The organism is Parvimonas sp. oral taxon 393 str. F0440 (assembly GCA_000223315.2).
In the GTDB taxonomy this organism is placed as follows: domain Bacteria; phylum Bacillota; class Clostridia; order Tissierellales; family Peptoniphilaceae; genus Parvimonas.
Map to the genome: position 1 here is coordinate 1 of AFUS01000003.1, position 25,806 is coordinate 25,806.

Consider the following 25,806-nt stretch of genomic DNA (forward strand, 5'->3'; position numbering starts at 1 on the left):
TTCCATTTCCAACCGTCTTTTTCTGTTACTGTCTTTGTTTCTACTACAGTTCCGTTCTTTAACAGATTAATCTTAATTTCTTTTGGTCTCTTTCCGTCTTGGTTATTATTGTCTTTCCAAGTCTTACTTCCTTCTACTTCTGTCTTTTCAGGTTCTCTTGTATTTGTTACTGTAAAGCCTTCTTTTGCACTTCCTGTAACTTTACTTTCATATCCGTTTCCTACAGCTTCTTCTTTTACAGTATATTCTATTTTCTTTCCGGCTTTATATTCGTCAAGATCTGTGAAACTTCCTGTCCAGTTATTTGCTTCTGTTAAAGTAAGAGTTTTATCTGTTGGTTGTCTGTCAGCTAATAATCTAACTGTTACACTTGCAGGTCTTACTCCGTCTTGGTTATTTTTAATCTTCCCAAGCCTTTGTTACTTGTACTGATGTCTTTCCAGGTGTGTATGAATTCTTAACATTATGTCCTGTTACTTCTGTTGTGTAACCTTCTACTTGTTCTTCTGTAATTGTGTAGTTGATTACTTCTCCCTTTTCATACTTGTCAAGATCTTCAAATTTCCATTTCCATCCATCTTTTTCTGTTACTGTCTTTGTTTCTAATACTTTACCATTCTTTAACAGATTAATCTTAATTTCTTTCGGTCTCTTTCCGTCTTGGTCATTTTTATCATCCCAAGTCTTAGATCCTTCTACTTCTGTCTTTTCAGGTTCTCTTTTGTTAACTACATTGAATTCAGTTTCTGAAGTTTGTGTGATAAAACCTGCATATCCGTTTCCAATATCTTCTTCTTCAATTGAATAATCAATCTTTTTACCGTCTTTGTATTCATCAAGATTGTCAAAACTTCCCTTCCAACCATTTTCTTTTGTTAAAGTAATAGTTTTATTAGTTGGTTGTCCGTTTGCAAATAACTTAATTGTTACACTTGTAGGTCTCTTTCCATCTTGGTTATCCTTATCTTCCCAAGCCTTTGTTACTTTTACTGATGTCTTTCCGGGTGTGTATTTGTTCTTTAGGTTATAGCCTGTTATTTCTTTTTCATAACCTTCTACTTTTTCTTCATCTATAGAGTAAGTGATTTCTTTACCATTTTCGTATTTTGGTAATCCTTTGAATTCATACTTCCACTTATCATCTGCACCTTTTGTAACTTCTTTTGTTTCTACAACTTCAGGATCTTTATCTCCAACTTTTTTAATTAATTTAACTTTAATTGATGTTGGTCTCTTTCCGTCTTGGTTATTTGCATCGTCCCAAGTCTTTTCTCCTGAGATATCTACTGTTTCCGGTGTATGTGTATTAGTAAGATTATAACCTGATAATGCTCCTACATAACCCGCTACAGCTTCTTCTTCTATAGAATAAGTTATTTCTGTACCTTTTTCATATCTTGGTAAACCTTTGAATTCATATGTCCACTTCTTATCAGCACCTTCTCTGACTTCTTTTGTTTCTACAACTTCAGGTGCTTTATCTCCAACCTTTTTAATTAACTTAACAGTTATTTTTTCAGGTCTCTTTCCGTCTTGGTTGTTGTTATCATTCCAAGTCTTTTCCCCTTTTACATCTACTGTCTCCGGTGTATGTTTATTTGTTAAATTGTAGTCTGGACCATTTGTTGTTCTTGATTTAACTTTATCATAACCATCTACTTTAACTTCATCTATACTATATTCAATTGGTTTTCCACCTTCATATAACGGTAAGTCTGCAAACTCATATTTCCATTTGCCATCAGTATCCGGTGTAACATCTTTTCGTGTTACTTCACTTGTTTTTCCATCTACCGTTTTCTTCAAGATTACAGTTATTTTTTCAGGTCTCTTTCCATCTTGGTTATCATTGTCATCCCAAGTCTTTTCTCCTGATACTTTTGTTTTTCCAGGTGTATATGAATTCTTAATATTATTTCCATCTATAGTTTTTGTATATCCAGGTACTTCTTCTTCATCTATAGAATAAGTTATTAATTTACCATCTTCATATTTTGGTAAATCATTGAATTCATATTTCCACTTCTTATCAGTTCCTTCTTTAACTTCTTTTGTTTCTACAACTTCAGGTGCTTTATCTCCAACTTTCTTAATCAATTGAACTTTTATTGTTGTTGGACGTTTTCCGTCTTGGTTATTCGCATCGTCCCAAGTCTTTTCTCCTGAAATATTTACTTTTCCAGGTGTATATGAATTCTTGATGTTAGTTCCATCTATAGTTTTTGTATAGCCTGTTACTTCTTCTTCATCTATAGTGTATTTGATTTCCTTACCATTTTCATATTTTGGTAAATTCTTGAATTCATATGTCCACTTCTTATCAGTACCTTCTTTAACTTCTTTTCTTTGTACCTCTACAGGCTGTCCGTTTTCAACTTGTTTGATTAATTTAACTGTAATTGATTTTGGACGCTTTCCATCTTGGTTGTTTGCATCATCCCAAGTCTTTTCACCTTTTACATCTACTGTCTCCGGTGTATGTGAATTCTTAATGTTGTTTCCTGTTATAGCTTTGTCATAACCCGGTACATCTTCTTCATCTATAGTGTAAGTGATTTCTTTACCATTTTCATATTTCGGTAAATTTTTAAATTCATATGTCCACTTCTTATCAGGACCTTCTTTAACTTCTACTGTTTTTTCAACTACAGGATTTGCATCTCCAACTTTTTTCATTAACTTAACTTTTATTGTTGTTGGACGCTTTCCATCTTGGTTATCTTTATCATCCCAAGTCTTTTCTCCTGAGATATCTACAGTCTCCGGTTTATGTGTATTCTTAATGTTATTTCCTGTTATAACTTTATCATAACCTGCTACAGCTTCTTCATCTATAGAGTATGTGATTTCTTTACCATTTTCATATTTTGGTAAATCCTTAAATTCATATTTCCATTTATCATCTGCACCTTTTGTGACTTCTTGTCTTTGTGCTTCTACAGGTTGTCCGTTTCCAACTTTTTTCATTAACTTAACAGTTATTTTTGTTGGTCTCTTTCCGTCTTGGTCATTGTTATCTTCCCAAGTCTTTTCCCCTGAAATATTTACTTTTTCAGGTTCTCTCGTATTTGTTACTTTGAACCCGTTTTCAGCTGAACCTGAAATAACACTAGTATAACCTTCTCCAACTGAAAGTTCCTTTATTGTATATTTTATTTTCTTTCCATCTTTATATTCATCAAGATTGTCAAAGCTACCCTTCCAGCCTTCTGATGCTTTTAAAGTAAGTTGTTTATCTGTTTCTACATCATCTGCAAGTAACTTAACTGTTATTTCTTTTGGTCTTTTACCATCTTGGTCATTTGCATCTTGCCAAGCTTTCTCAACATTAATTTTTACTTTTGATCTTTTATTCTTAACTGTATAGAATATAGCTTCTCCTCCAACTATAGTTAAGTCATACTCTTTTCCGTCAGGAATATAACCTGTAGGAGCTCCTATTTCTTTAATCTTATACTTACCGGGATCAAGTTTTGGAGAAACAGCTTCACCGTTAGCATCTGTAGTCAAATCAAAAGTTGTACCATCAGCAACTTTTGTAATTCTAAATTTCGCATTAGCTAATTTTTTTGTGTTATCTTCTTCATCAATTTTAATAATTTTGATTTTTTGATTTAAGTCACCTTGACCGCCACCACCGGCTTGTGCACTTAAAAAGTAACTACTAGATGAACCATTCTCTTCTGTACTTGTAAAACTACCTTTATTTTTCAATTTAAGCTGAGGAATATAAGTAGAATTATAAGTCATAGAAAATTGTCTTCCTGAAGTGTTTCCAAGAAGACCACTAATATTAAACTCAAATTTAGTATCATTATCTAAGAATTTTATATAATTTTTTAGTTGCTCATAATTATAAGTTTTTATAAACTTCTTAATAGCACCATATTCATCAAACTCTACTTCATTTAAAACAAATGTCTCTTTCAAATAATGAATTCCCGGAGGAAGATTTCCGGAATCGACAAAGAGCTCATCTTTTATTAACACATTTGAGAAATGTCCTTTTTTGTGATTTATACGAAGAGTCCATTTTGCTTTGTTTACATCTCCGGGTACTTTTTCACCCCATTTAACAAATAATTCATTATTAAGTCCCGGTTTTGGCGCTATTGGAACTGTTATAGTAAAAGGAACCCCACCAATCGATACAGTAATTTGATTGTTCTGTCCTGCATTTATATGATGATGTGCAAATGTGGCTTCTAAAAATATATTGCCTTTTATATTTTCTCTATTTTCTACATATTTTGTAAAAGTTACCTTTACAGTGCCACCACCTGCTTCGCCTTTTGAATCAACATGTGCATTAGCAATTACAGTATGACCATCCGGTGCATAAAGTGGGAAATCAACTACTGATGCAGGTTCTGTAGGAAATTTAAACTGTTTAGGAAGTTGAATAGTAAAGTAATCCCCTTCTTTTAACGTCTTCCCATAAACACTTGCATCCCAATCCATTTCCAAACGAAACTTGCTCCAATATCCAAGCGGTGTTCCTGAAGGTATAGTATTACCATCTTTATCCTTAATTTCAAATCTTGTAATTTTTGTTTGTACACGGTCAACCCCTTCCGCAAACAAATTTCCACTACTAAATATTGTTCCAAAAAATATTACACAGGCTAAAAATAAGGATAAAGCTCTGTGAATAATTTCTTTTTTTCTCATCTGATTTTTCCCTCCTATAAAATTTTGTAAATTTTAAAATTTTTAAAATATTTAAAATAATTAAAATAATTAAAAACTCAGAAATTTTATTTTTTGTACTTTATTATACCATAATTATGACTAATTGTCCAATAATTTTATCAACAATAGTTTAATTTCCTTGAAAAATCTTTAATATTAGACCTTACATAAAAAAGAACCTATTTTATTATTAGGTTCTTCTATCTTTATATTTGTTTAAAATTTTCTTTTTAAAATCCAAGATATAGGAAATATAATCCTATAAGTAAAATTATTATTCCAAATGCAATTTTTACAATATCTGAAATTTTTCCATAAGATTTATTTGACATCACTTTGCCTACAAATCCCGTGCTTGTTCCTGCAACAATTACTAAAATACTATTTCCTATTGAATAAAGTAAAAATAGTAATACTCCCCAAAGTAAACTTCCCTTTGAGGCAACAATTGCAAGTAATGCAACTAAAATCGGTGTTGAACAGGGACTTGAAAACAGTCCTGCCATTATTCCGACAATTAAAGCTCCTATATATCCTGTCTTTTTGCTTTTATTAGTCAAGATTTTACTTGGGACTACATTTATTACTTCCCAAGTTTGTAATGCCATTAAAATCATTACAATCCCTAAAAATATATTCCAAAGTTGTCCGGATTGATTAAAAATTTTACTAAGTAGAGCAGCTAAAACCCCAAGTGTAGTATAAGTTATTGCCATTCCGATGGCAAAAACAACTGAAATTTTAAAAGCTCTTTTAGTATCATCTTCTTTAGTTCCGGTCATAAAACCTATGATTAAAGGAATAGAAGCTAGTGAACAAGGTGAAATTGAAGTTAATATTCCCCCAAGTAACGCTAGAATAGGAGCAAAAATACTAAATGATTTTAAGCTTTCCCCAATTACGCTCTCTAAATTATTTAACATTTTTTAACATCTCCTCAATTACTTCTTTTAACTCATCATATTTAACCACACCTTCAGAACCACCAAATTTTAATTCACCGGACTTTTTATCTTCATAGGCAACATAGCTTATTTTTTTTGCCAGAGTTTCTGAAGCTTCAAAAGGAGTTCCATCTGCATTAAAGTAGAACAATGTAGGTGTTGCTCTTATAGGAAATTGTGAAGCAAATTCTCTTTGTTTTCTAATGTCAATAGTTTTTATGATTACCCTATCTTTATATTCTTCTCTCAGTTTTTCCAAAACCGGGTGCTGAACAGCACAAGCGCCTCAGCCGTTTTGGCTGAAATCCAAAACCATAACCTTTTTTTGACTTTTTAGACTTTCTAAAGTTAATTTTTCGTCTGAATTTGAATCTTTTGAAGATTCTTTATTCTTATTTGAGTCTTCTTTATTATTAGATTCTTTTTTTGAATCTGTATCTTTAGACTTGTTTTCAGTAATTGTATTATTTTTGGATTTTTCATTTTCATTATTTTTGGATTTTACATAAAAATTTTTAAAAATGAAAATTCCAAAAACTAATATTAAGACTGAACCCAGTGCAATAATTTTCTTTTTCATAATTCTCTCTCCTTATAGATTTTGATAGAATTATACCCTATAATAAAAATAAATAATCATAATCAATAAGAAGCGTGGTAAATAAATTTCTATTTTCTTTAAAATTAGTACATTTGACTGTAGAAATTTTATTGTTTTTTAGTCATTTTTTATTTTTAAAGTTTATTTCCTTTTAACATCTAGCCATTAAACAAAGATTCTTCTTTGATACGTCGTTTTGACTGAAGCGTTAGCGAGATGAATCTAGCCCTAACTTTGCTTGTTTACGAGCAATAGTAGGTCTGATGGGGTAATGTATGTTTAGATACAATTACTCTGGAAATCTCATTTTTTTATTAAAGTATAGTCAACTACAATCATTACATATATAATCACCGAGCTTTATGAGATCTCTCCACTTCATTCGTTTCACTCATTTCGGTCGAGATGACGTATTGGGGATATCTCTTCGCAAAGTACTATGACGTGAGTTATTTTGTTTTTTATATAATTTTAAAATACTATGATGTAGATTTTTATTTTTCTAATATATTTATAAAGATAATTTGAAGTTTATTTACTTTTAACGTCAAGCTCTGAAACAAAGCTATTTGCCTTATATGTCATTTCGACCGAAACGAAGCGTGCTGAGTGAAGTGGAGAAATCTCATACTTTTTCTTTAGAAAAAGTAAATGTATCGCAGATACATAAAATGATAAATATTGTCATTTCCAAGCTTTAGAAGATTTCTAAAATATTTATATCAAATGATACAAGTACTTATTTAGAACTACTTTTATTTGCTAGCACAGAGCCTTAGGAGATCTCCAGAGTCATTGTAGTATTGATACAATTACTCTGAAAATCTTATTCTTTTGATTAAAGTATAGTCAACTACAATCATTACATATATAATCACCGAGCTTTATGAGATCTCTCCACTTCATTCGTTTCACTCATTTCGGTCGAGATGACGTATTGGGGATATCTCTTCGCAAAGTACTATGACGTGAGTTATTTTGTTTTTTATATAATTTTAAAATACTATGATGTAGATTTTTATTTTTTCTAATATATTTATAAAGATAATTTGAAGTTTGTTTACTGTTAACGTCTTGCTCTGAAACAAAGCTATTTGCCTTATACGTCATTTCGACCGAAACGAAGCGTGCTGAGTGAAGTGGAGAAATCTCATACTTTTTCTTTAGAAAAAGTAAATGTATCGCAGATACATAAAATGATAAATATCGTCATTTCCAAGCTTTAGAAGATTTCTAAAATATTTATATTAAATGATACGAGTACTTCTTTAGAACTACTTTTATTTGCTAGCACGGAGCCTTAGGAGATCTCTCCACTTCATTCGTTTCACTCATTTCAGTCGAGATGACGTGTTGGGGGCTTTTCTCTACATTGTGCTATGACGTGAAGTATTTTATTTTTATATAATATTTTCAATAATTTTTTGATACATTTTATATTTTTTAAAATATTTCTTTTAAAATTTGAAGTTTGTTTACTTTTAACGTCAAGCTCTGAAACAAAGCTATTTGCCTTATACGTCATTTCGACCGAAACGAAGTGTGCTGAGTGAAGTGGAGAAATCTCATACTTTTTCTTTAGAAAAAGTAAATGTATCGCAGATACATACACTGTAAAAAACCTAAATTTAATTAAAATTTTGTGATTTTTACAACAAAAAATAGGCTATACGCCTATTTTAAAGTTTTCTAATTGTATTTCATTTAATCCATCTTGTTTTTCTTGTTTTATGATATTTTCAAATAATAGAGTTTGAATTTTTTGTATGGAGTTTTCTAATTTTTCTCCCTTTACTAACTCAGATGTTACAAGTGAAGAAAATACATCTCCCGTTCCACATATTTTTATATCTATTTTTTACTTTCAAACCATTTTATTGTATTTTCAGAAAAATATAAGGTATTAAGTATATTATTTTTTCAAAACTTTTTATAATAATTCGTTTTACTCCCATTTCAAGAAGATTTTTTGCTATTTTTTCCACATCTTCTCTTTCGATTTCAGAGAAATTTTTGTTATAATTGGTAAGCAACATTGCTTCCGTTAAATTTGGAGTTACAACATCTGCAAATTTCAAAAGTTCTTTGTAAAAAGTTATTTGTTCAGTTGTTGTTCCGGAATACTTTACACCATTATCCCCAAGTATTGTGTCTAAAATTACTTTTCCTTTAAATTTTTGTAAAATATCTTTTATTATTCTAAAAGTTTCTTCATTGTCAATAAATCCGATATAAATAGCATCAACTTTTTTAATTTCAAAGATTTTTTTAGCAATTTCAGAAAAATTTGGCATAGCAAAACTTATATAATCTTTATAACTCATATTTGAAGAAAATATTTTTGTTGGAAGCCCAAAAACCTCGTGACCATTTTGTGATAATACAGAAATATTTGCCTTTAATGCCATATTTCCAACAACACAGTAGTCATTAAAAACTAAAATTTTCATCTATCTTATAGCCTTTTTTAAAATTGGTTTTAAAGCCTTTACCAATAATACAGCAATTATTACACCTACAACCGCATTAGTTGTTGAAGCCCAAAGCCTTTGTACTCCTTTTGCAATTGCTCCCGCTTGAGGCAATCCCTTAACATATATATCCGTTATATAACTTTTTGTTAAATATAAAATTACATAAGTAACTGCTCCTGTAATTGAACCGATTAAGTTTTTCTTAAAGTTTTCGGCATTTGCTCCATTAGAATAAGCGATTTTTCCACAGATAAAAGCCATTAAGAACTTGAATGTAAATGTAAATGGTGCAGATGGTAAATAAATAGGATTAATAAGGTCAAAAATTGCTGATCCCAAACCTGCTGAAAGTCCGCCTGCAAGAGGCCCTAATAGTAAACCACATAACAGACAAAATCCGTTTCCGATATGTACTCTAGTTGCACTTGCTCCAAGCGGTATTTGAATTTGAATTTGTGATGCAACAAAAACAACTGCCGCCATTACTCCTATTAAAGTTATTTTTTTAATACTTAATTTCCTTTCCATATAAATGCTCCTTTGATTAATTTAATTAAATATAGTATAATACATCTATTGATACTGTTTGTAGTATCAAAATAATATTTTTTTATGGTGTCAGAATGTTAGTATTAAATAACGGCATACTTTATATGCAAATATATGAATATTTCAAAAACGAAATAATAAATGGTACTTACAAGGCAAATACAAAACTTCCGAGCAAAAGAAATTTGGCAAAGGAATATAAAATTTCCTTAAATACTGTTGACAATGCCTATTCAAAACTTTTGGAAGAAGGCTTTATTTATTCAAAAGAAAGACAGGGCTTTTTCGTTTCAGACGTTGGAGAGCTTTATGTTCTAAATAACAAACCAATCCACATAACAAAGGAAGAAGAAAATATTGAATACGACTTTTCATACAGCGGTGTAAGTGATGAATTTCCCTATAAGGTATTTAAAAAAATTTCTTCCAATATTTTTGATAATAAAGATATTTTAGAGAAAGTTGATTATCAGGGATATCTTCCACTTCGAACACAGATATCGGAATATCTAAATAAGTCAAGAGGTTTTAAGGCAGAACCTTCACAAATTGTCATTTCAAGCGGATCCGAATATCTTTTTCAAATTATTTTTAAATTAATTTCAGGAAAATTCGGAATCGAAGACCCGGGATACAGTATGCTTTCCAATATAATGGATACAAATGATATAAAATACGAATTTATTTCAGTTGACGAAAATGGAATGGATTTAAAAAATTAAAAAAGTCAAAATCGGATTTTTGTGTTATAACTCCTGCACATCAATTTCCAACCGGAGTTATAATGAATATGCAAAGGCGTGTTGAGCTTTTGAATATGAAAAAGATAAAATATGTAATTGAGGACGACTACGACAGCGAATTCAAATACTCAAAAAGACCTGTTCCCGCATTAAAATCAATCGATGTAAATGATAAGGTAATTTATATCGGCTCTTTTTCAAAGTCAATCTCTCCTAGTTTTAGAGTGAGCTTTATGGTTCTCCCTTTTAACTTGGTTGAAAAATACAATAAAATTTTTAAATTCTTTATCTGTCCTGTTTCAATTATGGTTCAAAAAATGCTTACCGTTTTTATAGAGACTGGAGAATTTGAAAAACATTTAAACAGAATGAGAAAAATTTATTCTAAAAAAAGACAATTATTAATTGATATGTTAAGTGAAAGAAAAGATATCACAATAAGAGGGGCGGATGCCGGACTTCATATAGTTTTAGAATATCCTAAAAATTACTCGGAAGAATATATTGTAAAAAAAGCGAAAGAAAAAAGATAAAAGTCTATGGATTTGGCTCTTATGGAACAAAAAGAGAAATTCCTTCTATTTTATTAGGTTTTGCAACACTTAGTGAAGAAAAACTGAAAGAAGGAGTAAAATTATTTTTAGAGATTTAGGAGGATATATGGAATTAAGAGAATTTGATTTTAATGAATACTTTGAAGATATTAAGAGAATCTTTAAATCTGCAAACTGGTCAGCCTACCTAAAAGATGACGAAAAACTAAAAAGAGCTTTTGAAAATTCAATTTATCTTTTAGGTGCTTTCGATAACAGTAAATTAGTCGGCTTTATCCGTTGTGTAGGAGATGGCGAACATATACTTCTTATTCAAGACTTAATTGTAGATTCCAATTATTATAGACAGGGAATTGGAACAAAGCTGTTTAAGGCGGTTTCTGAAAAATATAAAGATGTTAGGAGTTTTTGTCTTTTTACAGATATTCATGATATTAGAGATAATGAATTTTATAAATCTGTGGGAATGATAAAAATTGAAGAAAAAGATATAATTTCTTATATCAGATAATTTTTTCAATATAAAAGCTGTGATTTTCTCACAGCTTTTATATTCATCAGTTACTCTTTCCATCTATTTCAATTATTTTTCAACAAGTTCGGCAGATTTATAGTTAATTTTATCTAATAAAAGATCCAAAGTCTGTTCTCCTGCCACCAATTTATATTTTTATATTCTTTAATATCTTTTGTACTTACTATAACGGACTTATATTCTGATTTTGGTTTATATTCCGCTAGAGTTTTTCCGTTTTCATCTAAAACTTTAAGATTTTCTTTAGTTTTTTTAGAAAAACTCATTAAAATACTTCCTTGAGTTGAAGAATCTCCAAAAGTCTTGGTCGTTGAACCATTACCGGTTGCGATAAATGTTCCTCCGGTTATTTTTGCAGAGCCTCCATAATTTATTGCTGATTTATCATCATTATTTGAGCTCTCAACAAAAGTTTCTCCTCCGGAAATGGAAATATCTCCTTTAGAGTTAAGTCCATTATTTTTAGAGTGAATACTAACCTTTCCTCCTACTATTCGTATAAAAAGAGAATCCATTTCGGTATTTTTCTCGCTACTTGTAATTATGCCATCATCTTTCGAAACAACCCTTGTGTTTCCGCCTCTTATGTCTATATTTTCGCTTTCAATACCATTTTCTTCACTCTTAATATTTATTTTCCCATTATTTATTGTAACATTTGAGTTTGAATTTATACCGTCTTTACCCGCTGAAATATCTAATTTTCCATTTGCAATAAATACTGTGCCTTTTTTTTCATTACCTCGCACTTTTAAGCCTGTACCTTTTTCTCCCGCTTTGATATCGTATTTACCATCAGCTATTGCTACAGAATTTTTTGCACTTATAGTATTTCCTGCAGTATCCATCGTATATTTTCCATCTACAAATACAACTTTATCTTGAGATACAATTCCTCTACCATAAGGTGAAAGGAGATTTAAAATTCCCGTACCATTAAAACTCAAATCACTTTTTGAAAAAATAACTGAATCATTATTGTCATCTTTACTAAAGTTTCCCTTTAGTTCTAATTTATTATTACTATCAGAAGCAAGAGTAATAATAGTCTTTTTTGCATTTTCAACTAAAATTAAATTTCCCTTTGAAGAAGAAATCTCCACTCCCTTAAAAACAAGTCTAACTTTATCATCACTTTTTGCATTAACTACAATCTGTCCTTCATCAAGTTTACCGGTTAAAATATAAGTTCCACCTGAAGAAATTGTTACAACATTTCCTGAAACACTAATATTTTCCCTTTTATATTTGAAATATCACTTAAATTCAAAACTGTACTATTATTTTCATCAACCATTGCATCGTAATCATCATCTGAAAAAATATTTGACTTAGCATTTGAATTCGTTTTATTAATCTTCATATTTTGCATCGACTGTGTATTGGCTTCTTTAGTAGTTTTACTACAAGATATCAAACAACCGGACAATATCGCCAAGCTGAATAATTCAACTACCAATTTATTAGCTTTCATATGTCCTCCTTAATTCTATTTCAATACAATTAAACTTTTTACTTATTTTGTAATTATATTTTACAAAAGAAACCTTTGATTAACCTTAAATATATTTTTGTTTTAGAATTTTTTGAGTAAAATAAAAATAAAAAACGATTAAAAAGATTTACATAGCGGATGTATCTACGATACATTTCACTTTTGCTTTTACATAAGCAAAAGTGTGAGATCTCCACAGTAGATTGTTGATTGTTTACAAGTAAACAATCAAATGAGATTTCTCCACCACACTCAGCTATGCTTCGTTTCGGTCGAAATGACGTATTTGGAGAAATCTTCGATTAAGAGCTAGACGTTAAAAGTAAAAAAATTCAAAGATTATTATTAAAATTTCATAGAAAACAAAATGTTTCACGTCTTAGCACTTTGAAGAGAAATACCCCCAACACGTCATCTCGAGCGAAGTGCAACGAAGTCAATCTAGCCCTAACTTTGTTTACTTGTAAACAAAAGTAGGGCTGACGGAGTCATTGTGTACAATGACTCTGGAGATCTCAATTATTGTTTGTTCGCAAACAATAATATTTCTGAAAGAAATAAAAATATACTTTTTTTATGTATCTACGATACATTTACTTTTGCTAAAGCAAAAGTATGAGATCTTTCGACTCCGTTGCACTTCGCTCAAGATGACGTATACAGAAAATACCTTTGTTTAAGAGCTAGACGTTAAAATTAAATAAAACTTCAAAAAGTATTAAAAATTCGAAAAATTTAAAAATTATTTAAAATTATATAAAATAAAACACAAAAAAGAGCTATTAATTTAATAACAGCTCTTATATTCTTTAATTTTTAAAATTTAACTGTAAAAATAATTCTTTCTCCGTCAAAACTGTCTGCAGAAATTTTTCCCTTATGTTTTAAAACTATTGATTGGGCTATGGAAAGACCTATTCCATATCCACCGGTTTTACTATTTCTTGAACTATCTGCTCTGTAAAATCTTTCGAATAATACATTATAATTCTTGACTTCTAAATTATCCGCTTCATTTTCAACTGTAAATACAATTCTTTTGTTTTGTTTTATAAGTTTTACATTTATATCACTTTTTTCTCTTGCATATTTTATAGCGTTGTCGAGTAAAATTCCTATAACCTGTCTAATTAACTTTTCATTTCCCTTAAACGAAATTCCTGATTCAATATCTGTAATAATATCTTTATCCATACTTAAAGCATAGTCTTTAACATCCGTAACACAATCGGTTAATACATCTGAAAAGGAAAATCCATCTTTTCAAGATTATCGGACTCTTCAAGTTTTGTAAGAGAGATTAAATTTCCAATAAGACCATTTAATCTATTTACCTGCTTGTGAATATTACCCGTCCATTTACTTTCTCCACTTTCCATTTCAAGTACATCGGCACTTGTCTTTATTATGGCTAGTGGAGTTTTTAACTCATGACTTGCATCGGTGATAAAAGCATTTTGCTTTTCATAAGCCTGAACCATCGGTGCGACCGCCTTTTTAGATAGAACAAATGAAAAAAGAGCAACAAATCCTAAAACGAAAACACTGATTACAACACTGTTTCCAAGATTTGAATAAAAGACGTCATAATCCTTTACAACATCTACAAAGGCAATTAATTTTCCCTTGTCCGTATTTTCAACCATATATTTAAAGCCCTTATAATATCCACTTGTTTTCCCTTTGCCAAGACAGTTTTGGCATATTCAACCGCTTCAGATGCACTTGTAAAAAAACATCATCAGTATTAACTGTTACTACATTTTTCTTATTGTCAGTCTTAACAGTAAAAAATCTGTTAGAAAAGTTTTTAAGATAGAGTGTCTTTTTTTCATCCGAATTTTCATTAATTACTGCAAAACTTGGCATAACTCCATTGTTTTCTACCAATGTCTTAAGCAATTCGTCAGAGCTGTGATTAATATTATAAAAGTTTGCAATATTGACAAAAGCCATTATTGACAAAACTACAATCGATATAATTCCAACTGAAAAATAGATAAACTTTTTTCTAAGTTTAATTTCCATTTATAGCCTCCAAAGAATAGCCTACATTTCTGGTTACTTTAATTTCTGCATTGGCTTCCAACTTTGCAAGTTTTTTTCTTAAATATGAAATATAAACCCAAACAACACTTATGTCGGAATCCGTATCATAACCCCAGATTTTATCCATAAAAGTATCTGCAGAAATTATATTTGAAGGTGTTGACATAAGCATTTCAAGCATTTGAAATTCCTTATTTGTAAGTTTATAACTACCTTTTGCAGAAGATAATTCAAAAGTCGTTCTATTCAAAGTAATATTTCCAAATGTCAAAACATTATCCGTAATATTTTCTTTTCTTCTAGTTATAGCTCTAAGTCTTGCAAGAAGCTCTTTAACTTCAAAAGGCTTAGTAAGATAATCATCCGCACCACTATCAAGTCCAACAATCTTATCATCAAGTTCTGACTTTGCAGTAAGCATAATAACCGGAATACTGTTTCCCTGTTCCCTTATAGTTTTTAAAACTGTAATTCCATCAACCTTTGGCATCATAATATCTAAAACAACGGCATCATAATTTTCAGCTTCCAAATAAGTAAGTGCTTCCTCGCCGTCATAAACAACATCAACTGAATATTTATTTCCTTTCAAAATAGCAGAAAGTCCATCTGCTAAATCAATTTCATCTTCACAAATTAAAATTCTCATAAAATCACCCCGTATTTATATACTATAACATATTTATACTATAACAGTATAACCTTAAAACAACTTAAAATCAAGTACAAAAAAATGAGATTTAACATCTCACTTTTATCTTTTTACTCTTCTGTATCCTGTTTTTATATAATATCCAGTCAAGTAATATGACTAATTGTCAAATGAATAAAATGAATTTTTATTTTTCATTTGCAATTCTGATTAAATATTCTCCATAATCACTTTTCAAAAGTTGTTGTGCCAATTTTAAAAGCTGTTCTTTATCTATATAGCCCATTCTAAAAGCTATTTCCTCTATGCAAGATATATATAAACCGGCTCTTTTTTGTACAGTATGAACAAAATTACCTGCCTCAATTAACCCTTCGTGAGTTCCTGTATCAAGCCAAGACATCCCCCTTCCTAAAAGGTTTACTTTTAGTTTTCCTCTTTTTAAGTATTCCTCATTAACTGAAGTTATTTCCAACTCTCCTCTTTTTGAAGGTTTAATTTTCTTTGCAATTTCAATTACATCATTATCATAGAAATATAAACCCGGAATAGCATAATTTGATTTTGGATCTTTAGGTTTTTCTTCCAATCCGACAACTTTATGATTTTCATCAAACTCAACAACCCCAAATTCGCTAGGATTTTTTACATAGTATCCAAAAATTTCTGCACCTTCATCTAATGAAGCTGATTTTTGTAAAACATAAGAAAAACCTCTTCCATAAAATACATTATCCCCTAGAACAAGACAAACTTTATCATCTCCGATAAATTCCTCTCCCAATATAAATGCTTCTGCAATTCCATTCGGTTCTTTTTGAACCATATAGCTTATAGACAAACCATAATCTGAACCGTCCTCTAAAAGTTCTTGATAAAAAGGTAAATCTCTTTCAGTTGAAATTATCAAAATTTCTTTAATTCCGGCTAACATCAATGTTGATAAGGGATAGTAAATCATAGGTTTATCATAAATAGGCAATATCTGCTTTGATATTGATTTAGTTATAGGATATAGCCTAGTTCCCGCTCCCCCTGCTAAAATTATTCCTTTCATAAATCCTCCTAAAATAATATATTATAAAGCTAATAAAAATTTTATATTATTAAAAATATAATCCATATCATCAAAATTATAACGTTGATCAACAGGTATTGGCAAAATATCTCTTGCAAATACAAATTCCAACATTTCCTCGCTACATTCCTGCAAAACATTAGGCCAAAGAGTTGGAATAAAAATTTTTCTTTTATTAATTCTTTTTTTAAATTTTCTGAAGATAATTTATACTTTTTATTATCAATCAATAAGGGATAAGAAAAAGCTCCCTTTACTAATCTAATATCCAACTCATTTATGCTTGATAGTTTACTATGTATATATTTAAAATTATCCGTTCTAATATTTTCTATCTCTCTAAAATTTAAAGAATAAAGTATATTCTCAGTTAATTTTGATATATATTTTATTCCTTCAGTTTCAAATCTTTCATTATTTTTGACAAAATCCGAATAAAATTCCGTACTTGAATTCTCAAATCTTCCGAGTAAAAAATTCATTTTATCATAAGATTTATCAATTTCTAAATCTTCTTCCAACACAGTATCTGTATACAAAACAGCTCCGTCGGATACTCCAAAAAATTTTCTAAAGGTATATATAGTATCTGAATTTTCCAAAGGTTCATTAAAAAATGCTTGAGCATTGTCAATAATAATTCTATTTTTATATTTTTCAATAAAAAATTCAATATTTTTCAAAGATATCTGCCCATAAAAATTAATAAGATAAAAATACTCTCCATCTTGTAACTCTATATTCAATGGTAAAAAATTTTTATTAATATTATAAAACCTCATTTTTACATTATACTCTTTGCAAATTTTTGTTATAGAATCACAATTAAAATATGGTAATAATATTTTTTTATCCATCTAGCCCTAATCAAATAAGCAAGTGCAGAACGACCGCTATTTAATTTTACAACATTTAAATTTTTAGGTGCTTTGTGAAAATCAAAACTTTTAAAATGTTCAAATTCTAAATATCCACCGATTTCTTTCATATACCCTCCTAAAAATTTTCTATCTTTTCAAAATCTCTAATACTTTTGATTTATTTTTATATGCGAAATATAATATGCCAATTCCGTAAAAAATAATTATAAAATATCTAATAAATAGCATTTTATAAACCAAATTAAATATAAATGAAAGAGTTGTAAATGTAATTAATACAACAAGTATATATTTTATATCATAAACAAATTGCATTTTCATAAATTTTACCAAATAATAATGTAAAACAAACAAAACAGCATATCCTACCAATGTTGTATATGCGGCAATGATATATCCATATTCAGGCAACATTGGAATAAATATAAAATTAAGTATTATATTTAAAATCGTTGCAATGATAGTAGCTACTGCAACACTAATTGTTCTCTTTTTATAAAACTCTATATTTACATACATTGTATAAATGAATTCAAAAACACAACTGGTTATAAGAGGTGGTAGACAGTAAACTGCTGCCATATACTGCTTTCCTCCTAAAATATAAATAAGTTCAGGAACTACCATAAGCACCCCTGTACTTATAATAAAAAATATTCCTATATATATTTTTGAAACTTTTTTAATTTCTGAATATTTTTCATAATGCAAGGATTCAAGTAACCATGGAGCCCATGCTTTATTCATAGAATCATATAAAATTGTAACTATATTATAACAACTATAGGCAATACTATAAATAGCCGTATATTCAGCTCCGCTAATTTTGGTTATTATAACTTTATCAGATGCACTTAAAAGATAAATTGACAATACATGTGGAACAAGAGGCAAACAAATAACCGTTGCATATTTCCAATACTTAAATTTTATCTTTTTACCAATATATACCAAATAAATATAAATTATTATTCCGATAATAATTTGTGGAATATATGTTCCAACAAATCTTCCCAACAATTTGTCATTCATAAATAAAACCAACACTAAAGACAAAAAAGTTGAAACTACTATGGAAATCCCTGTTAGTACAACAAAAAATTTATATTTAAAAAATGCTCTTTGTTTTGTAATTAACATTAAGTATGCAGGATAAACCAATAAATATATAAACATAATATTTATATATTTCATTTCCATTTGAAATAAGTTTATAAAAAAACCTTGAAATACAAAAACAATAATATATAAAATTATGGTAACAAATGTAGTCATTGATAAAATAGACCAAATATAACTATCTATATCATCTTCATGTTCCAATTTTGAACGTATTATTGAAGAATGTAAATCTAATGCAGTAAGTACGCTTAATATACTAATCCAAGATGTCATATTACTGAAACTTCCAACTTCAGACTTTGTAAGCAATCTTGTAAAAATAGGAGTAGTAATAAAAGCCATCCCTCTAAATATAAAATTGCATATAGTGTACCATATTCCTGCTTTTGCTACTATATTCCCACTCTTTCCTTTATTTTCTTCCAAGACTATTCCCCTAACTGTAAACTGAAATGTTTATAATTACGCTTTTTTCTTGTTTCCAGATAACAACCAACCATTATACCTATAGTTCCCCAAAAGGCATTATTATTCCAATAACTTAAAGATAAAAATAAACAGAATGAAGAAGACAGAAATATTAAAAATATTCCTCTCCACTCTTTTCTATTTTTGTTAAAAAACATAATTAAAATATTTATAAAAATAAACTCAATATTATTAAACCAAAAAAACTCCAAAATCAACTAAAATTTCCAATATAACTGAATGAGGATATCCTGCAAAAATTATATCAGTAATAATATGTCTAGTTCCCATGCCTCCATATCCAAGCGGATTTTGTTTTATCATTTCAATTGTTCTTCCCCAAATTATAGACCTTCCACTATCGCTCGATATTGTTCCAAGTAAAATTTTATCTATAAATCTCGACGAAAAACCGATCATATTTATTTGATTTGAAATAAAAACTAAAATATTATTTCTAAAATAATACAAAACAGATCCAATTGAAAAAATACAATTAACTTATTTTTATATTTTAAAAAATTATTACGATTTGAAAATTCTAAAAGCCAATACATAATAATAAAAGTTATTATAAATATAAAAGGTCCTCTGGAGCCCCCAATAAATAACATTACTACAAATCCCATAGTTATAAGGATATCCGATGTTTTCTTATATTTAAAGGAAGAATATAAAAAAGCTATTAAAAAAATAACAATTGATATCCAAATGAAACACTATAGCTCATCTTAGCCTGTCCGTTACTACCGACAACTCCATACCAGAAACCTCTTTGAGTATATAAATAAATTTCATTTAAAAAATAAAAAAACATTAAACAACCTGAAATCTTTATATTCCTTAACATTTTATTTGGATTATTGACCATTCTAACAAATAAATAAGTATAAATTCCATGTGTAGGAAAAAAAACTGTATCCCAAATACCGTATTCTCTTTTTAAATAGTATGGTGTATATTCAGGATGAAATAGCCATGTAATTCCAAAAAATAATATTAAAAATATATATAATATAGCAAAATCTGCTTTTAAATATTTTTTTGAATCTACAAAAAACAATATAAATATCGGAACATAAATCATCAAAAGTGTAAAAAAACACTTATCGTATTCGGTATCTTTAAAAAAGAAAAAATGATATAAAAAAAGGATTAGCAAAATATACAATAAATGAAAAATTAATTAAGTTTTCATCACTTATATAAACAAGCTTTTTATTTATCATAATTTCCTCCTTTTCCAAATATCCTTAAATTACTAAATTCATTCTTTTTACAAGTTCATCAATTTCAGATTTTATTCCTCTTTGCATTACAATTTGCGGACCTATAAGTTGTCCAATTCCATTGACTTCAATTACAACCCAACCCTTAGATGTATAAGCCATATCCCAAGACAAAAAACCCATACCTTGTACATCTTTAGCAATGCTTTTACAAATATCCAACATTTCTTTCCATTTTGGAATTTCACTACCTTTAAATTTAATTTTGGTATCGGGATGCTCAGTATAAACATTTTTATATTCATCAAAACCGTCAGTATTTACTATCCCTGTTTTTTCATCAACACCAATAATAATCCCGCCGGCACCTCCATTATCAACAAAAGAACCATCTCTTCCTGTTCTCATAAAACAATATGGAACTTCTACAGTCCCATCTTTCATTACCATAGTCATACATCTTATAGTATTCACACTTGAAGCATTAAATCTTGCCATTTCTTCTGATTGAACAACCAATTCTTCCAACAAAAATTTGCCGGTATTCTTCTCTTTATTAAAATATTCTTCAATGTTAATATTTTCCATATTTATTAATTCAATATTATTTCCTTGAGCAGAATTTATTTTCTTCTTTACAAAAATTTTATGCTTATCTATAAAATTTTTAAAATCTTCCAATTTTGTATGTCTATTAAAAATTAAAATATCCCTTTTAAAATACTTTGAAAATTGTTTAAAACTATCTGCTTTATTAATCACATATTGAAGTTTGGTAATATCATTTACTGAATATCCAAACTTAAAAGTATCTATATCAGAAACAAACTCCTTTTTTTCACCATAACTCTTCCCTTCCAATCTAAAACCGACATATTCGGAAGGCAAAAAACCATAGGCTAATCTGCAAAAAATCATATCATTCCTTAAAGATTCTTTATCTTCAATATCTTTATAATCAGAAACTTTTTTTATCATAATTTCCATTTCATCAATTATATGTTTAAATGAACTGCCACATTCTTTAAGATATTTTTCTACTGTAATTTTTTTGAAGTTTTCATCTTCTTCACACTTTTTTATTATATCTTTAGATAAAAGTTTATTATCCAATCTTTTTATTTTCAGTCTTTGAAGTGCTTTTCTAATCCCAAAGACTTTAGGATAACACTTACGAACTATATTACATAATTCACCTTTATTCAAAATTTTCTCCTTTAAAAATAATTTTATCTCATTGAATTCAATGAATCCCAAAGATTTAACTTAGTTCCTATATTATTTTCTATAGCTTTTTGATAACATTCATATCCCCAAGCAACATCTTCTATCGGCATTCCTCCAACGGCATAAATTAAAATTTGATCTTCATTTTCACGACCAACTTCTTCTCCACAAATTATAGCACCAAGATCAATAATATCTTCTCTTAAAATTTTATTTTCACAAACAGCATCATAAAAAGCCATTCCCAATAATGTAGAAACTGTCTTTTGTGTTGGAAGTTCTCTGCCTGAACCCCAACCGGAATACATCTTATAATTATCCGCAACAGCTCTAACAGCCGGCTTGTTTGAAATAAAATCCGAATCTACCAAAAGAGCAGATGCACTTATTATCAATGCACCTTTTTTTATCCAACTTTCATTTATATATGGATTATCGTTAAAATTCTTTGCATTGGTAGTTCCAAAATATATAATATCGGAATCTTTACAAGCCTCTTCAATAGAATTACAAACAATAAATTCCTTTATATTGGGATATTTTTCTTTAACATAATTTATAAATGACTCTATTTTTCTTTTCCTCTACCTTTAATTTTAATTGTAGAAATACTTGGTTTAACCTCAAGAAATGCATCTAAAGAGTAAATACTCATAGTTCCCGGTCCGATAATACTCAAAATTTTCGGATCTTTTTTACTTAAATATTTTACTCCCAGTCCTGCAACTGCTCCGGTTCTCATAGAACTTAAAATATTTGCAGACATATACGCAATGGGCGCTCCTGTAACAACATCCATTAAAGACATCATCAAAATAGAACGTGGTAAATCCAAATTTCTATTATTAGGATTTGAACCGTAAGACTTAATTCCGAACATATGATATTTACCACCTAAATATGCGGGCATAGCCATAAATCTATAATCGGGAGCACTAAGCGGCATTCCTTCTATCTCAGATTCTTTAGGAAATGAAACTCTTATGCCATGTTCATTGGCATCATCTCCACCCATTCTGTAATCACCTTTGTGAAGCAATCTAAAAGTTTCATCCATAGTTTCAATACAGCCTTTCATATCACGAACTCCGGCTTTTATCATATCGTCTTCATTTAAATATAAAAAATCTATTCTACCATTATCCATTAATTTTCTCCTTAATTTTTAGCTTCATCGGATTGATAATTTCCATAATCATATTATTACCATTTTCATCTAAAACTACAAGTTTTTCTTTCATTAAATTTATTACTTCATCCAATTTTTCTTTATTCTCAGTAGCACATAAAACATAAGCTAAAACTTGTTCAGTTGTTCCTCTAACATTTATTTCATCGCCTATTGTATGGAGCAAATTAAACTTCAAAAGTCCGCTGTTTTTTTCGATTTCATCAATTCCGCCTATATGTGAAATTTTCCCATTTGTTAGGGAAATTGTAACAATCATTCCAAATCCCTCAAAATACGGATTGCTCTTTTCAAGTAATTCAACATCCATTTCTCCTGTTAAAGAATATTTAATTAGTTGATGCATTTGATTATATCCTGAAAAATGCTCAATAATTCCATAAGTATATCCACCATTTAATCTATAACCCGTTTCGTGAATATAAAATTTTCCATTATCGTAAAATCCTTGAAAAAAACAAAACCATCCTTCATATTATTATCTGAAATGAATTTTCTAATATGTTTGTCCATATTCTCAATCCATTCATCCAAATATACTGACGGATATAACATCCCAAGTCCGGAAGGTGCAATATTAGGGTCGGTAACTTTTACATATCTATCACCCATTGCACTTAAATAGGCAACACCATTATATATCATATAATACACACTGAATTCTTTATCAACTTCCATTAACTTTTCTATTAAAACTTTTCCAACTTTAGAATAAGTAAAAGCTTCTTCAATATTAGATTTTAAGTCCTCTTTTTTAAAACATTTGTAAACACCTTTAGAACCGCTATAATCCGCCGGCTTTACAACAACAGGAAGTTCTATTTCATCAATCTTTTCTAAATAATTTTCTTTATTTACAGAAATCCAAGGAACTATCGGAACCCCTGATTTTACACAAGATTTCTTGAATAATTCTTTATCTATACAAGTATTTATATTTTCTTTATTTCCACAAAACGGTTTATTCAGGATATTACATATTTCCTGATTATAAGGAAGCAACATATCATTATATCCGGTAAATATTCCGTCTATATTTTCTTCTTTACATATAGAAACCAGTTTTTCAACATCTATTGCACTGACTAAAAAACTTTTATCTGCAATTTTTTTTGCCGGGGAGTTTTCGTAATAATCTGCAACATAAGTCTTAATTCCTAAGCTTTGTGATTCTTTTACTATCTCACTATGTTGTCTTGTAGCTCCTAAAATAAGTAATTTTTTCCCATCTAAATTTTTATATATATTTTCCAATTTTATCTATCTCCTATATGTTAAGATTTTCATTGATTTCTTTAATAGCTAAATCGAAATAATATCTTGAAACTTTTCTAGAATTTATACTACTTCCATCTTTATTATAACCAATAAAACTTCCTCTATTGGCAGCCCCTCTCATATTACTATTTTTCTTATTAAAAACCATAGAAATAAGTGCAAAACACATTTTTAAATCAAGCATAAAACTTACATTTTCAACATAGTAAATATCATTTTCAAATTGTCCTGTCCAAGTATTCCCATATTTTGTATTATGTATTCTAGGACATTCTAGACCAGGCTTAACGGCAGTTCTTTTTTTATGTCTCTCGCTATAACGACTATTATATTGAATAGCCAAAGGTCTGGGGCCAATTATGGACATATCCCCTTTAAAGACACTCCAAAAATTAATTAATTCATCCAACGAAGTTTTCCTAACAAATTTTCCTAATTTGGTAACTCTTTGATCAGGTGGTAACAACTCTCCTAACTCATTTTTTTCATTAGTCATATTACGAAATTTAACCAAATTAAATAATTTTCCATCTTTTCCTATTCTTACCTGTTTAAAAATTATAGGTAAACCTACATCAAAATAAGTTAATATCATTAAAATAAAATTTATTGGTAAAACAAGCAAAAGAACCGTTCCTGAAACTATTATATCTAACACACGTTTTATATACCTTGTATAAAAGGTATCTTTTGAAATTACTATTTTATCATTTTTATTTACAATATTAATAGTATCTTCAGAAATAACTTTAGCAACAGCATCAAATAATAATTGATGGGGTATCCCTTCTACGTCACCCAAATCAATATAATCTTTTCCTTTTCCATAAAAACTCCTAAATTACTTTACCGATATTTTTATAAGATTTTGTGAATTTCTGACAATTCTTTCCAATTCTTCCTTAGTTTTACAATTTATTATAACAGTACCGATAGTTTCATTTGCTCCTGTGAAAGAATTTACAAAGTCGCCTTTAGAAATCCACAAATCAACTTCTACAATGGCTTCTTTTACAACTTTATCAATAATCAACTCTTGAAAAATACCACTTTCGTTACTGTGTAAAATTAGTTCTCCCCAAAATCCATCATATTTTGGTTTAGTCAATCCTTCAATTTTCATTCCTAAAGATGCTTTAACTGATGCTGTAATGATATCTTGTCCAGTTGATAATTTAAGAATTTCCGCCAATCTGTTTCCACCCGCTCTTGGAGTACATTCCATTATATATGGTTTTCCATTTTTACCAATGCGAGTTTCAATATTATAAATTGATGATTTCAGATTCAAAAGTTTCATCAATCTTTGTAATTCGAATTCTAATTCTTTCTGCATTTCAATAGTCATACTGGATGGCCAAATATAAGCTGAAGGAGTATATGGATTATCTGCCTTCTCATCAAACAATTGATCGTTGAACGAGCAAAAAACCAAATTTCCATCAACGGAAAAACTATCTGTATCACTTGAAAATCCTAATTTTTCTATAAATTCTTCAACTATAATTTCTCCTGATGCTGAATATTTAAATGCATATTCAAAAGCCTCTTTAAAATCTTCTAAATTATTAACTCTTATAACTCCTTTACTGCCTGCAGAATCCACAGGTTTTACAATTATAGGAAGTTCAAATTTCTCTATATTATTAATGGCCTCTTCATAATTTTTATAAGTTTCTGATTTTGGAACATTGAAATTATTTTTTTCTAAAAATTTTCTAAATTTCCCCTTGTTTTGCAATATTTCAATAGATTCATAAGGACTTGTAGAAAGACCCAATTCAGTTGCAACATAACTTGCAACAACTACACCCGGATCGGTAGCAAATGACATTATACCATCAATTTTAAGCTTCCTAGCTAATTTTAAAACAGCTTCTTTATCTACAATACTAACATTGTGATACTCATTTGAATATTTATGAGCAATATTATCCGGTAAATAATCACAAGTTATTACATATACCCCTAAATTCTGTGCTGCTTTTATAGCAGGAATCAAATAACTTGATCCTCCTAAAAGTAATAATTTTTTCATAAAAACTC

The 25,806-nt window shown here is 29.1% G+C and carries 26 protein-coding genes and 2 pseudogenes; 3 read left to right on the forward strand and 25 right to left on the reverse strand.

The genetic code is table 11. The features are described 5' to 3' along the window. The 7 genes and pseudogenes from HMPREF9127_RS09680 to HMPREF9127_RS00225 all read right to left on the reverse strand — a co-directional run. Window positions 1-404 (reverse strand): Cna B-type domain-containing protein (locus HMPREF9127_RS09680; protein WP_141557493.1); only part of this gene is annotated, 404 nt, incomplete at its 3' end. After that, the gene (locus tag HMPREF9127_RS08140; protein ID WP_009447686.1) at window positions 400-4,671 is read right to left on the reverse strand and encodes a Cna B-type domain-containing protein; all 4,272 of its coding nucleotides are present in this window, start codon (window positions 4,669-4,671) and stop codon (window positions 400-402) included. The genes HMPREF9127_RS09680 and HMPREF9127_RS08140, both read right to left, overlap by 5 nt. A 251-nt stretch (window positions 4,672-4,922) precedes the next feature. Continuing rightward, the gene (locus HMPREF9127_RS00205) at window positions 4,923-5,615 is read right to left on the reverse strand and encodes a cytochrome c biogenesis CcdA family protein (RefSeq protein ID WP_009447696.1); all 693 of its coding nucleotides are present in this window, start codon (window positions 5,613-5,615) and stop codon (window positions 4,923-4,925) included. Further along, window positions 5,605-5,910 (reverse strand): annotated as a pseudogene (locus HMPREF9127_RS00210) (thioredoxin domain-containing protein); the annotation flags it as partial. The gene HMPREF9127_RS00205 and the pseudogene HMPREF9127_RS00210, both read right to left, overlap by 11 nt. Before the next feature lie 12 nt (window positions 5,911-5,922). Beyond that, window positions 5,923-6,216: a hypothetical protein gene (locus HMPREF9127_RS00215; RefSeq protein WP_009447562.1), complete on the reverse strand. Its 294-nt coding sequence runs from the start codon at window positions 6,214-6,216 to the stop codon at window positions 5,923-5,925. A gap of 1,895 nt (window positions 6,217-8,111) precedes the next feature. After that, the gene (locus tag HMPREF9127_RS00220; protein WP_009447615.1) at window positions 8,112-8,687 is read right to left on the reverse strand and encodes a bifunctional hydroxymethylpyrimidine kinase/phosphomethylpyrimidine kinase; all 576 of its coding nucleotides are present in this window, start codon (window positions 8,685-8,687) and stop codon (window positions 8,112-8,114) included. Further along, complete coding sequence (locus tag HMPREF9127_RS00225) at window positions 8,688-9,239, reverse strand: ECF transporter S component (RefSeq protein WP_009447577.1); 552 nt, start codon at window positions 9,237-9,239, stop codon at window positions 8,688-8,690. It lies immediately after the preceding gene. A gap of 95 nt (window positions 9,240-9,334) precedes the next feature. Between HMPREF9127_RS00225 and HMPREF9127_RS08285 the strand changes: the two genes are divergently transcribed. The 3 genes from HMPREF9127_RS08285 (at window position 9,335) to HMPREF9127_RS00235 (ending at window position 11,068) form a co-directional block, all read left to right on the forward strand. Then, the gene (locus HMPREF9127_RS08285; RefSeq protein ID WP_255261647.1) at window positions 9,335-9,982 is read left to right on the forward strand and encodes an aminotransferase-like domain-containing protein; all 648 of its coding nucleotides are present in this window, start codon (window positions 9,335-9,337) and stop codon (window positions 9,980-9,982) included. A 26-nt stretch (window positions 9,983-10,008) separates the two neighbouring features. Beyond that, complete coding sequence (locus HMPREF9127_RS08290) at window positions 10,009-10,536, forward strand: aminotransferase-like domain-containing protein (protein ID WP_218015485.1); 528 nt, start codon at window positions 10,009-10,011, stop codon at window positions 10,534-10,536. A 127-nt stretch (window positions 10,537-10,663) separates the two neighbouring features. Continuing rightward, the gene (locus HMPREF9127_RS00235) at window positions 10,664-11,068 is read left to right on the forward strand and encodes a GNAT family N-acetyltransferase (protein ID WP_009447679.1); all 405 of its coding nucleotides are present in this window, start codon (window positions 10,664-10,666) and stop codon (window positions 11,066-11,068) included. Between the two features lie 113 nt (window positions 11,069-11,181). Here HMPREF9127_RS00235 and HMPREF9127_RS00240 read toward each other — a convergent pair whose 3' ends face one another. From HMPREF9127_RS00240 to HMPREF9127_RS00315, 18 genes and pseudogenes are all read right to left on the reverse strand, one after another. Beyond that, window positions 11,182-12,324 carry a carbohydrate-binding domain-containing protein gene (locus HMPREF9127_RS00240; protein ID WP_482197899.1) on the reverse strand — a complete coding sequence of 381 codons (1,143 nt, stop codon included), beginning with the start codon at window positions 12,322-12,324 and terminating at the stop codon, window positions 11,182-11,184. Then, a complete protein-coding gene (locus HMPREF9127_RS08560) occupies window positions 12,300-12,566 on the reverse strand; it encodes a hypothetical protein (RefSeq protein WP_255261648.1) in 267 nt (88 codons plus the stop codon). Before HMPREF9127_RS08560 ends, HMPREF9127_RS00240 begins: the two co-directional genes overlap by 25 nt. Before the next feature lie 837 nt (window positions 12,567-13,403). Then, entirely contained in the window at window positions 13,404-13,781 is a 378-nt protein-coding gene (locus tag HMPREF9127_RS07395) for an ATP-binding protein (protein WP_009447681.1), read from the reverse strand. 38 nt (window positions 13,782-13,819) lie between these two features. Beyond that, entirely contained in the window at window positions 13,820-14,233 is a 414-nt protein-coding gene (locus HMPREF9127_RS07400) for a histidine kinase dimerization/phospho-acceptor domain-containing protein (protein ID WP_009447601.1), read from the reverse strand. A gap of 13 nt (window positions 14,234-14,246) precedes the next feature. Further along, on the reverse strand, window positions 14,247-14,615 hold the full coding sequence (locus tag HMPREF9127_RS00250) for a hypothetical protein (protein WP_009447676.1): 369 nt from the start codon (window positions 14,613-14,615) through the stop codon (window positions 14,247-14,249). Next, entirely contained in the window at window positions 14,605-15,285 is a 681-nt protein-coding gene (locus HMPREF9127_RS00255) for a response regulator transcription factor (RefSeq protein ID WP_009447592.1), read from the reverse strand. Before HMPREF9127_RS00255 ends, HMPREF9127_RS00250 begins: the two co-directional genes overlap by 11 nt. A 190-nt stretch (window positions 15,286-15,475) precedes the next feature. Further along, entirely contained in the window at window positions 15,476-16,345 is an 870-nt protein-coding gene (gene rfbA, locus HMPREF9127_RS00260; RefSeq protein WP_009447671.1) for a glucose-1-phosphate thymidylyltransferase RfbA, read from the reverse strand. Window positions 16,346-16,386: 41 nt separating this feature from the next. Next, on the reverse strand, window positions 16,387-17,049 hold the full coding sequence (locus HMPREF9127_RS00265) for a hypothetical protein (protein ID WP_141557485.1): 663 nt from the start codon (window positions 17,047-17,049) through the stop codon (window positions 16,387-16,389). Window positions 17,050-17,177: 128 nt separating this feature from the next. Continuing rightward, a complete protein-coding gene (locus HMPREF9127_RS08145) occupies window positions 17,178-17,354 on the reverse strand; it encodes a hypothetical protein (protein ID WP_176604720.1) in 177 nt (58 codons plus the stop codon). 19 nt (window positions 17,355-17,373) lie between these two features. Beyond that, on the reverse strand, window positions 17,374-18,795 hold the full coding sequence (locus tag HMPREF9127_RS00270) for a lipopolysaccharide biosynthesis protein (RefSeq protein WP_009447612.1): 1,422 nt from the start codon (window positions 18,793-18,795) through the stop codon (window positions 17,374-17,376). Window positions 18,796-19,029: 234 nt separating this feature from the next. Then, window positions 19,030-19,308, reverse strand: a complete 279-nt coding sequence (locus HMPREF9127_RS00280; RefSeq protein WP_039849333.1) for an O-antigen ligase family protein — start codon at window positions 19,306-19,308, stop codon at window positions 19,030-19,032. 214 nt (window positions 19,309-19,522) lie between these two features. Next, window positions 19,523-19,927 carry a hypothetical protein gene (locus tag HMPREF9127_RS00285; protein ID WP_141557486.1) on the reverse strand — a complete coding sequence of 135 codons (405 nt, stop codon included), beginning with the start codon at window positions 19,925-19,927 and terminating at the stop codon, window positions 19,523-19,525. A gap of 163 nt (window positions 19,928-20,090) precedes the next feature. After that, complete coding sequence (locus tag HMPREF9127_RS00290; RefSeq protein ID WP_009447599.1) at window positions 20,091-21,272, reverse strand: sugar-transfer associated ATP-grasp domain-containing protein; 1,182 nt, start codon at window positions 21,270-21,272, stop codon at window positions 20,091-20,093. Between the two features lie 23 nt (window positions 21,273-21,295). Beyond that, window positions 21,296-22,440, reverse strand: a pseudogene (locus tag HMPREF9127_RS09685) (tyramine oxidase subunit B). Then, window positions 22,433-22,828: a hypothetical protein gene (locus HMPREF9127_RS00300; RefSeq protein WP_009447595.1), complete on the reverse strand. Its 396-nt coding sequence runs from the start codon at window positions 22,826-22,828 to the stop codon at window positions 22,433-22,435. Before HMPREF9127_RS00300 ends, HMPREF9127_RS09685 begins: the two are co-directional and overlap by 8 nt. A gap of 50 nt (window positions 22,829-22,878) precedes the next feature. Continuing rightward, entirely contained in the window at window positions 22,879-23,736 is an 858-nt protein-coding gene (locus HMPREF9127_RS00305; protein WP_009447596.1) for an ATP-grasp domain-containing protein, read from the reverse strand. 13 nt (window positions 23,737-23,749) lie between these two features. Continuing rightward, a complete protein-coding gene (locus HMPREF9127_RS00310) occupies window positions 23,750-24,562 on the reverse strand; it encodes a sugar transferase (RefSeq protein ID WP_009447563.1) in 813 nt (270 codons plus the stop codon). A gap of 39 nt (window positions 24,563-24,601) precedes the next feature. Next, on the reverse strand, window positions 24,602-25,798 hold the full coding sequence (locus HMPREF9127_RS00315; protein WP_009447640.1) for an ATP-grasp domain-containing protein: 1,197 nt from the start codon (window positions 25,796-25,798) through the stop codon (window positions 24,602-24,604). Between the last annotated feature and the right edge of the window lie 8 nt (window positions 25,799-25,806).

What these genes read in the sequence shown, in the direction of transcription:
- HMPREF9127_RS07400 (WP_009447601.1), bottom strand. Translation starts at nt 14,233, where the DNA reads ATGGTTGAAAATACGGACAAGGGAAAATTAATTGCCTTTGTAGATGTT.
- HMPREF9127_RS00235 (WP_009447679.1), top strand. Translation starts at nt 10,664, where the DNA reads ATGGAATTAAGAGAATTTGATTTTAATGAATACTTTGAAGATATTAAG.
- HMPREF9127_RS00255 (WP_009447592.1), bottom strand. Translation starts at nt 15,285, where the DNA reads ATGAGAATTTTAATTTGTGAAGATGAAATTGATTTAGCAGATGGACTT.
- HMPREF9127_RS00220 (WP_009447615.1), bottom strand. Translation starts at nt 8,687, where the DNA reads ATGAAAATTTTAGTTTTTAATGACTACTGTGTTGTTGGAAATATGGCA.
- HMPREF9127_RS08285 (WP_255261647.1), top strand. Translation starts at nt 9,335, where the DNA reads ATGTTAGTATTAAATAACGGCATACTTTATATGCAAATATATGAATAT.
- HMPREF9127_RS08140 (WP_009447686.1), bottom strand. Translation starts at nt 4,671, where the DNA reads ATGAGAAAAAAAGAAATTATTCACAGAGCTTTATCCTTATTTTTAGCC.
- HMPREF9127_RS00215 (WP_009447562.1), bottom strand. Translation starts at nt 6,216, where the DNA reads ATGAAAAAGAAAATTATTGCACTGGGTTCAGTCTTAATATTAGTTTTT.
- HMPREF9127_RS07395 (WP_009447681.1), bottom strand. Translation starts at nt 13,781, where the DNA reads ATGGATAAAGATATTATTACAGATATTGAATCAGGAATTTCGTTTAAG.
- HMPREF9127_RS00300 (WP_009447595.1), bottom strand. Translation starts at nt 22,828, where the DNA reads ATGCATCAACTAATTAAATATTCTTTAACAGGAGAAATGGATGTTGAA.
- HMPREF9127_RS08145 (WP_176604720.1), bottom strand. Translation starts at nt 17,354, where the DNA reads ATGAAAGAAATCGGTGGATATTTAGAATTTGAACATTTTAAAAGTTTT.
- HMPREF9127_RS00225 (WP_009447577.1), bottom strand. Translation starts at nt 9,239, where the DNA reads ATGGAAAGGAAATTAAGTATTAAAAAAATAACTTTAATAGGAGTAATG.
- HMPREF9127_RS00250 (WP_009447676.1), bottom strand. Translation starts at nt 14,615, where the DNA reads ATGGAAATTAAACTTAGAAAAAAGTTTATCTATTTTTCAGTTGGAATT.
- HMPREF9127_RS08560 (WP_255261648.1), bottom strand. Translation starts at nt 12,566, where the DNA reads ATGAAAGCTAATAAATTGGTAGTTGAATTATTCAGCTTGGCGATATTG.
- HMPREF9127_RS00205 (WP_009447696.1), bottom strand. Translation starts at nt 5,615, where the DNA reads ATGTTAAATAATTTAGAGAGCGTAATTGGGGAAAGCTTAAAATCATTT.
- HMPREF9127_RS00315 (WP_009447640.1), bottom strand. Translation starts at nt 25,798, where the DNA reads ATGAAAAAATTATTACTTTTAGGAGGATCAAGTTATTTGATTCCTGCT.
- rfbA (WP_009447671.1), bottom strand. Translation starts at nt 16,345, where the DNA reads ATGAAAGGAATAATTTTAGCAGGGGGAGCGGGAACTAGGCTATATCCT.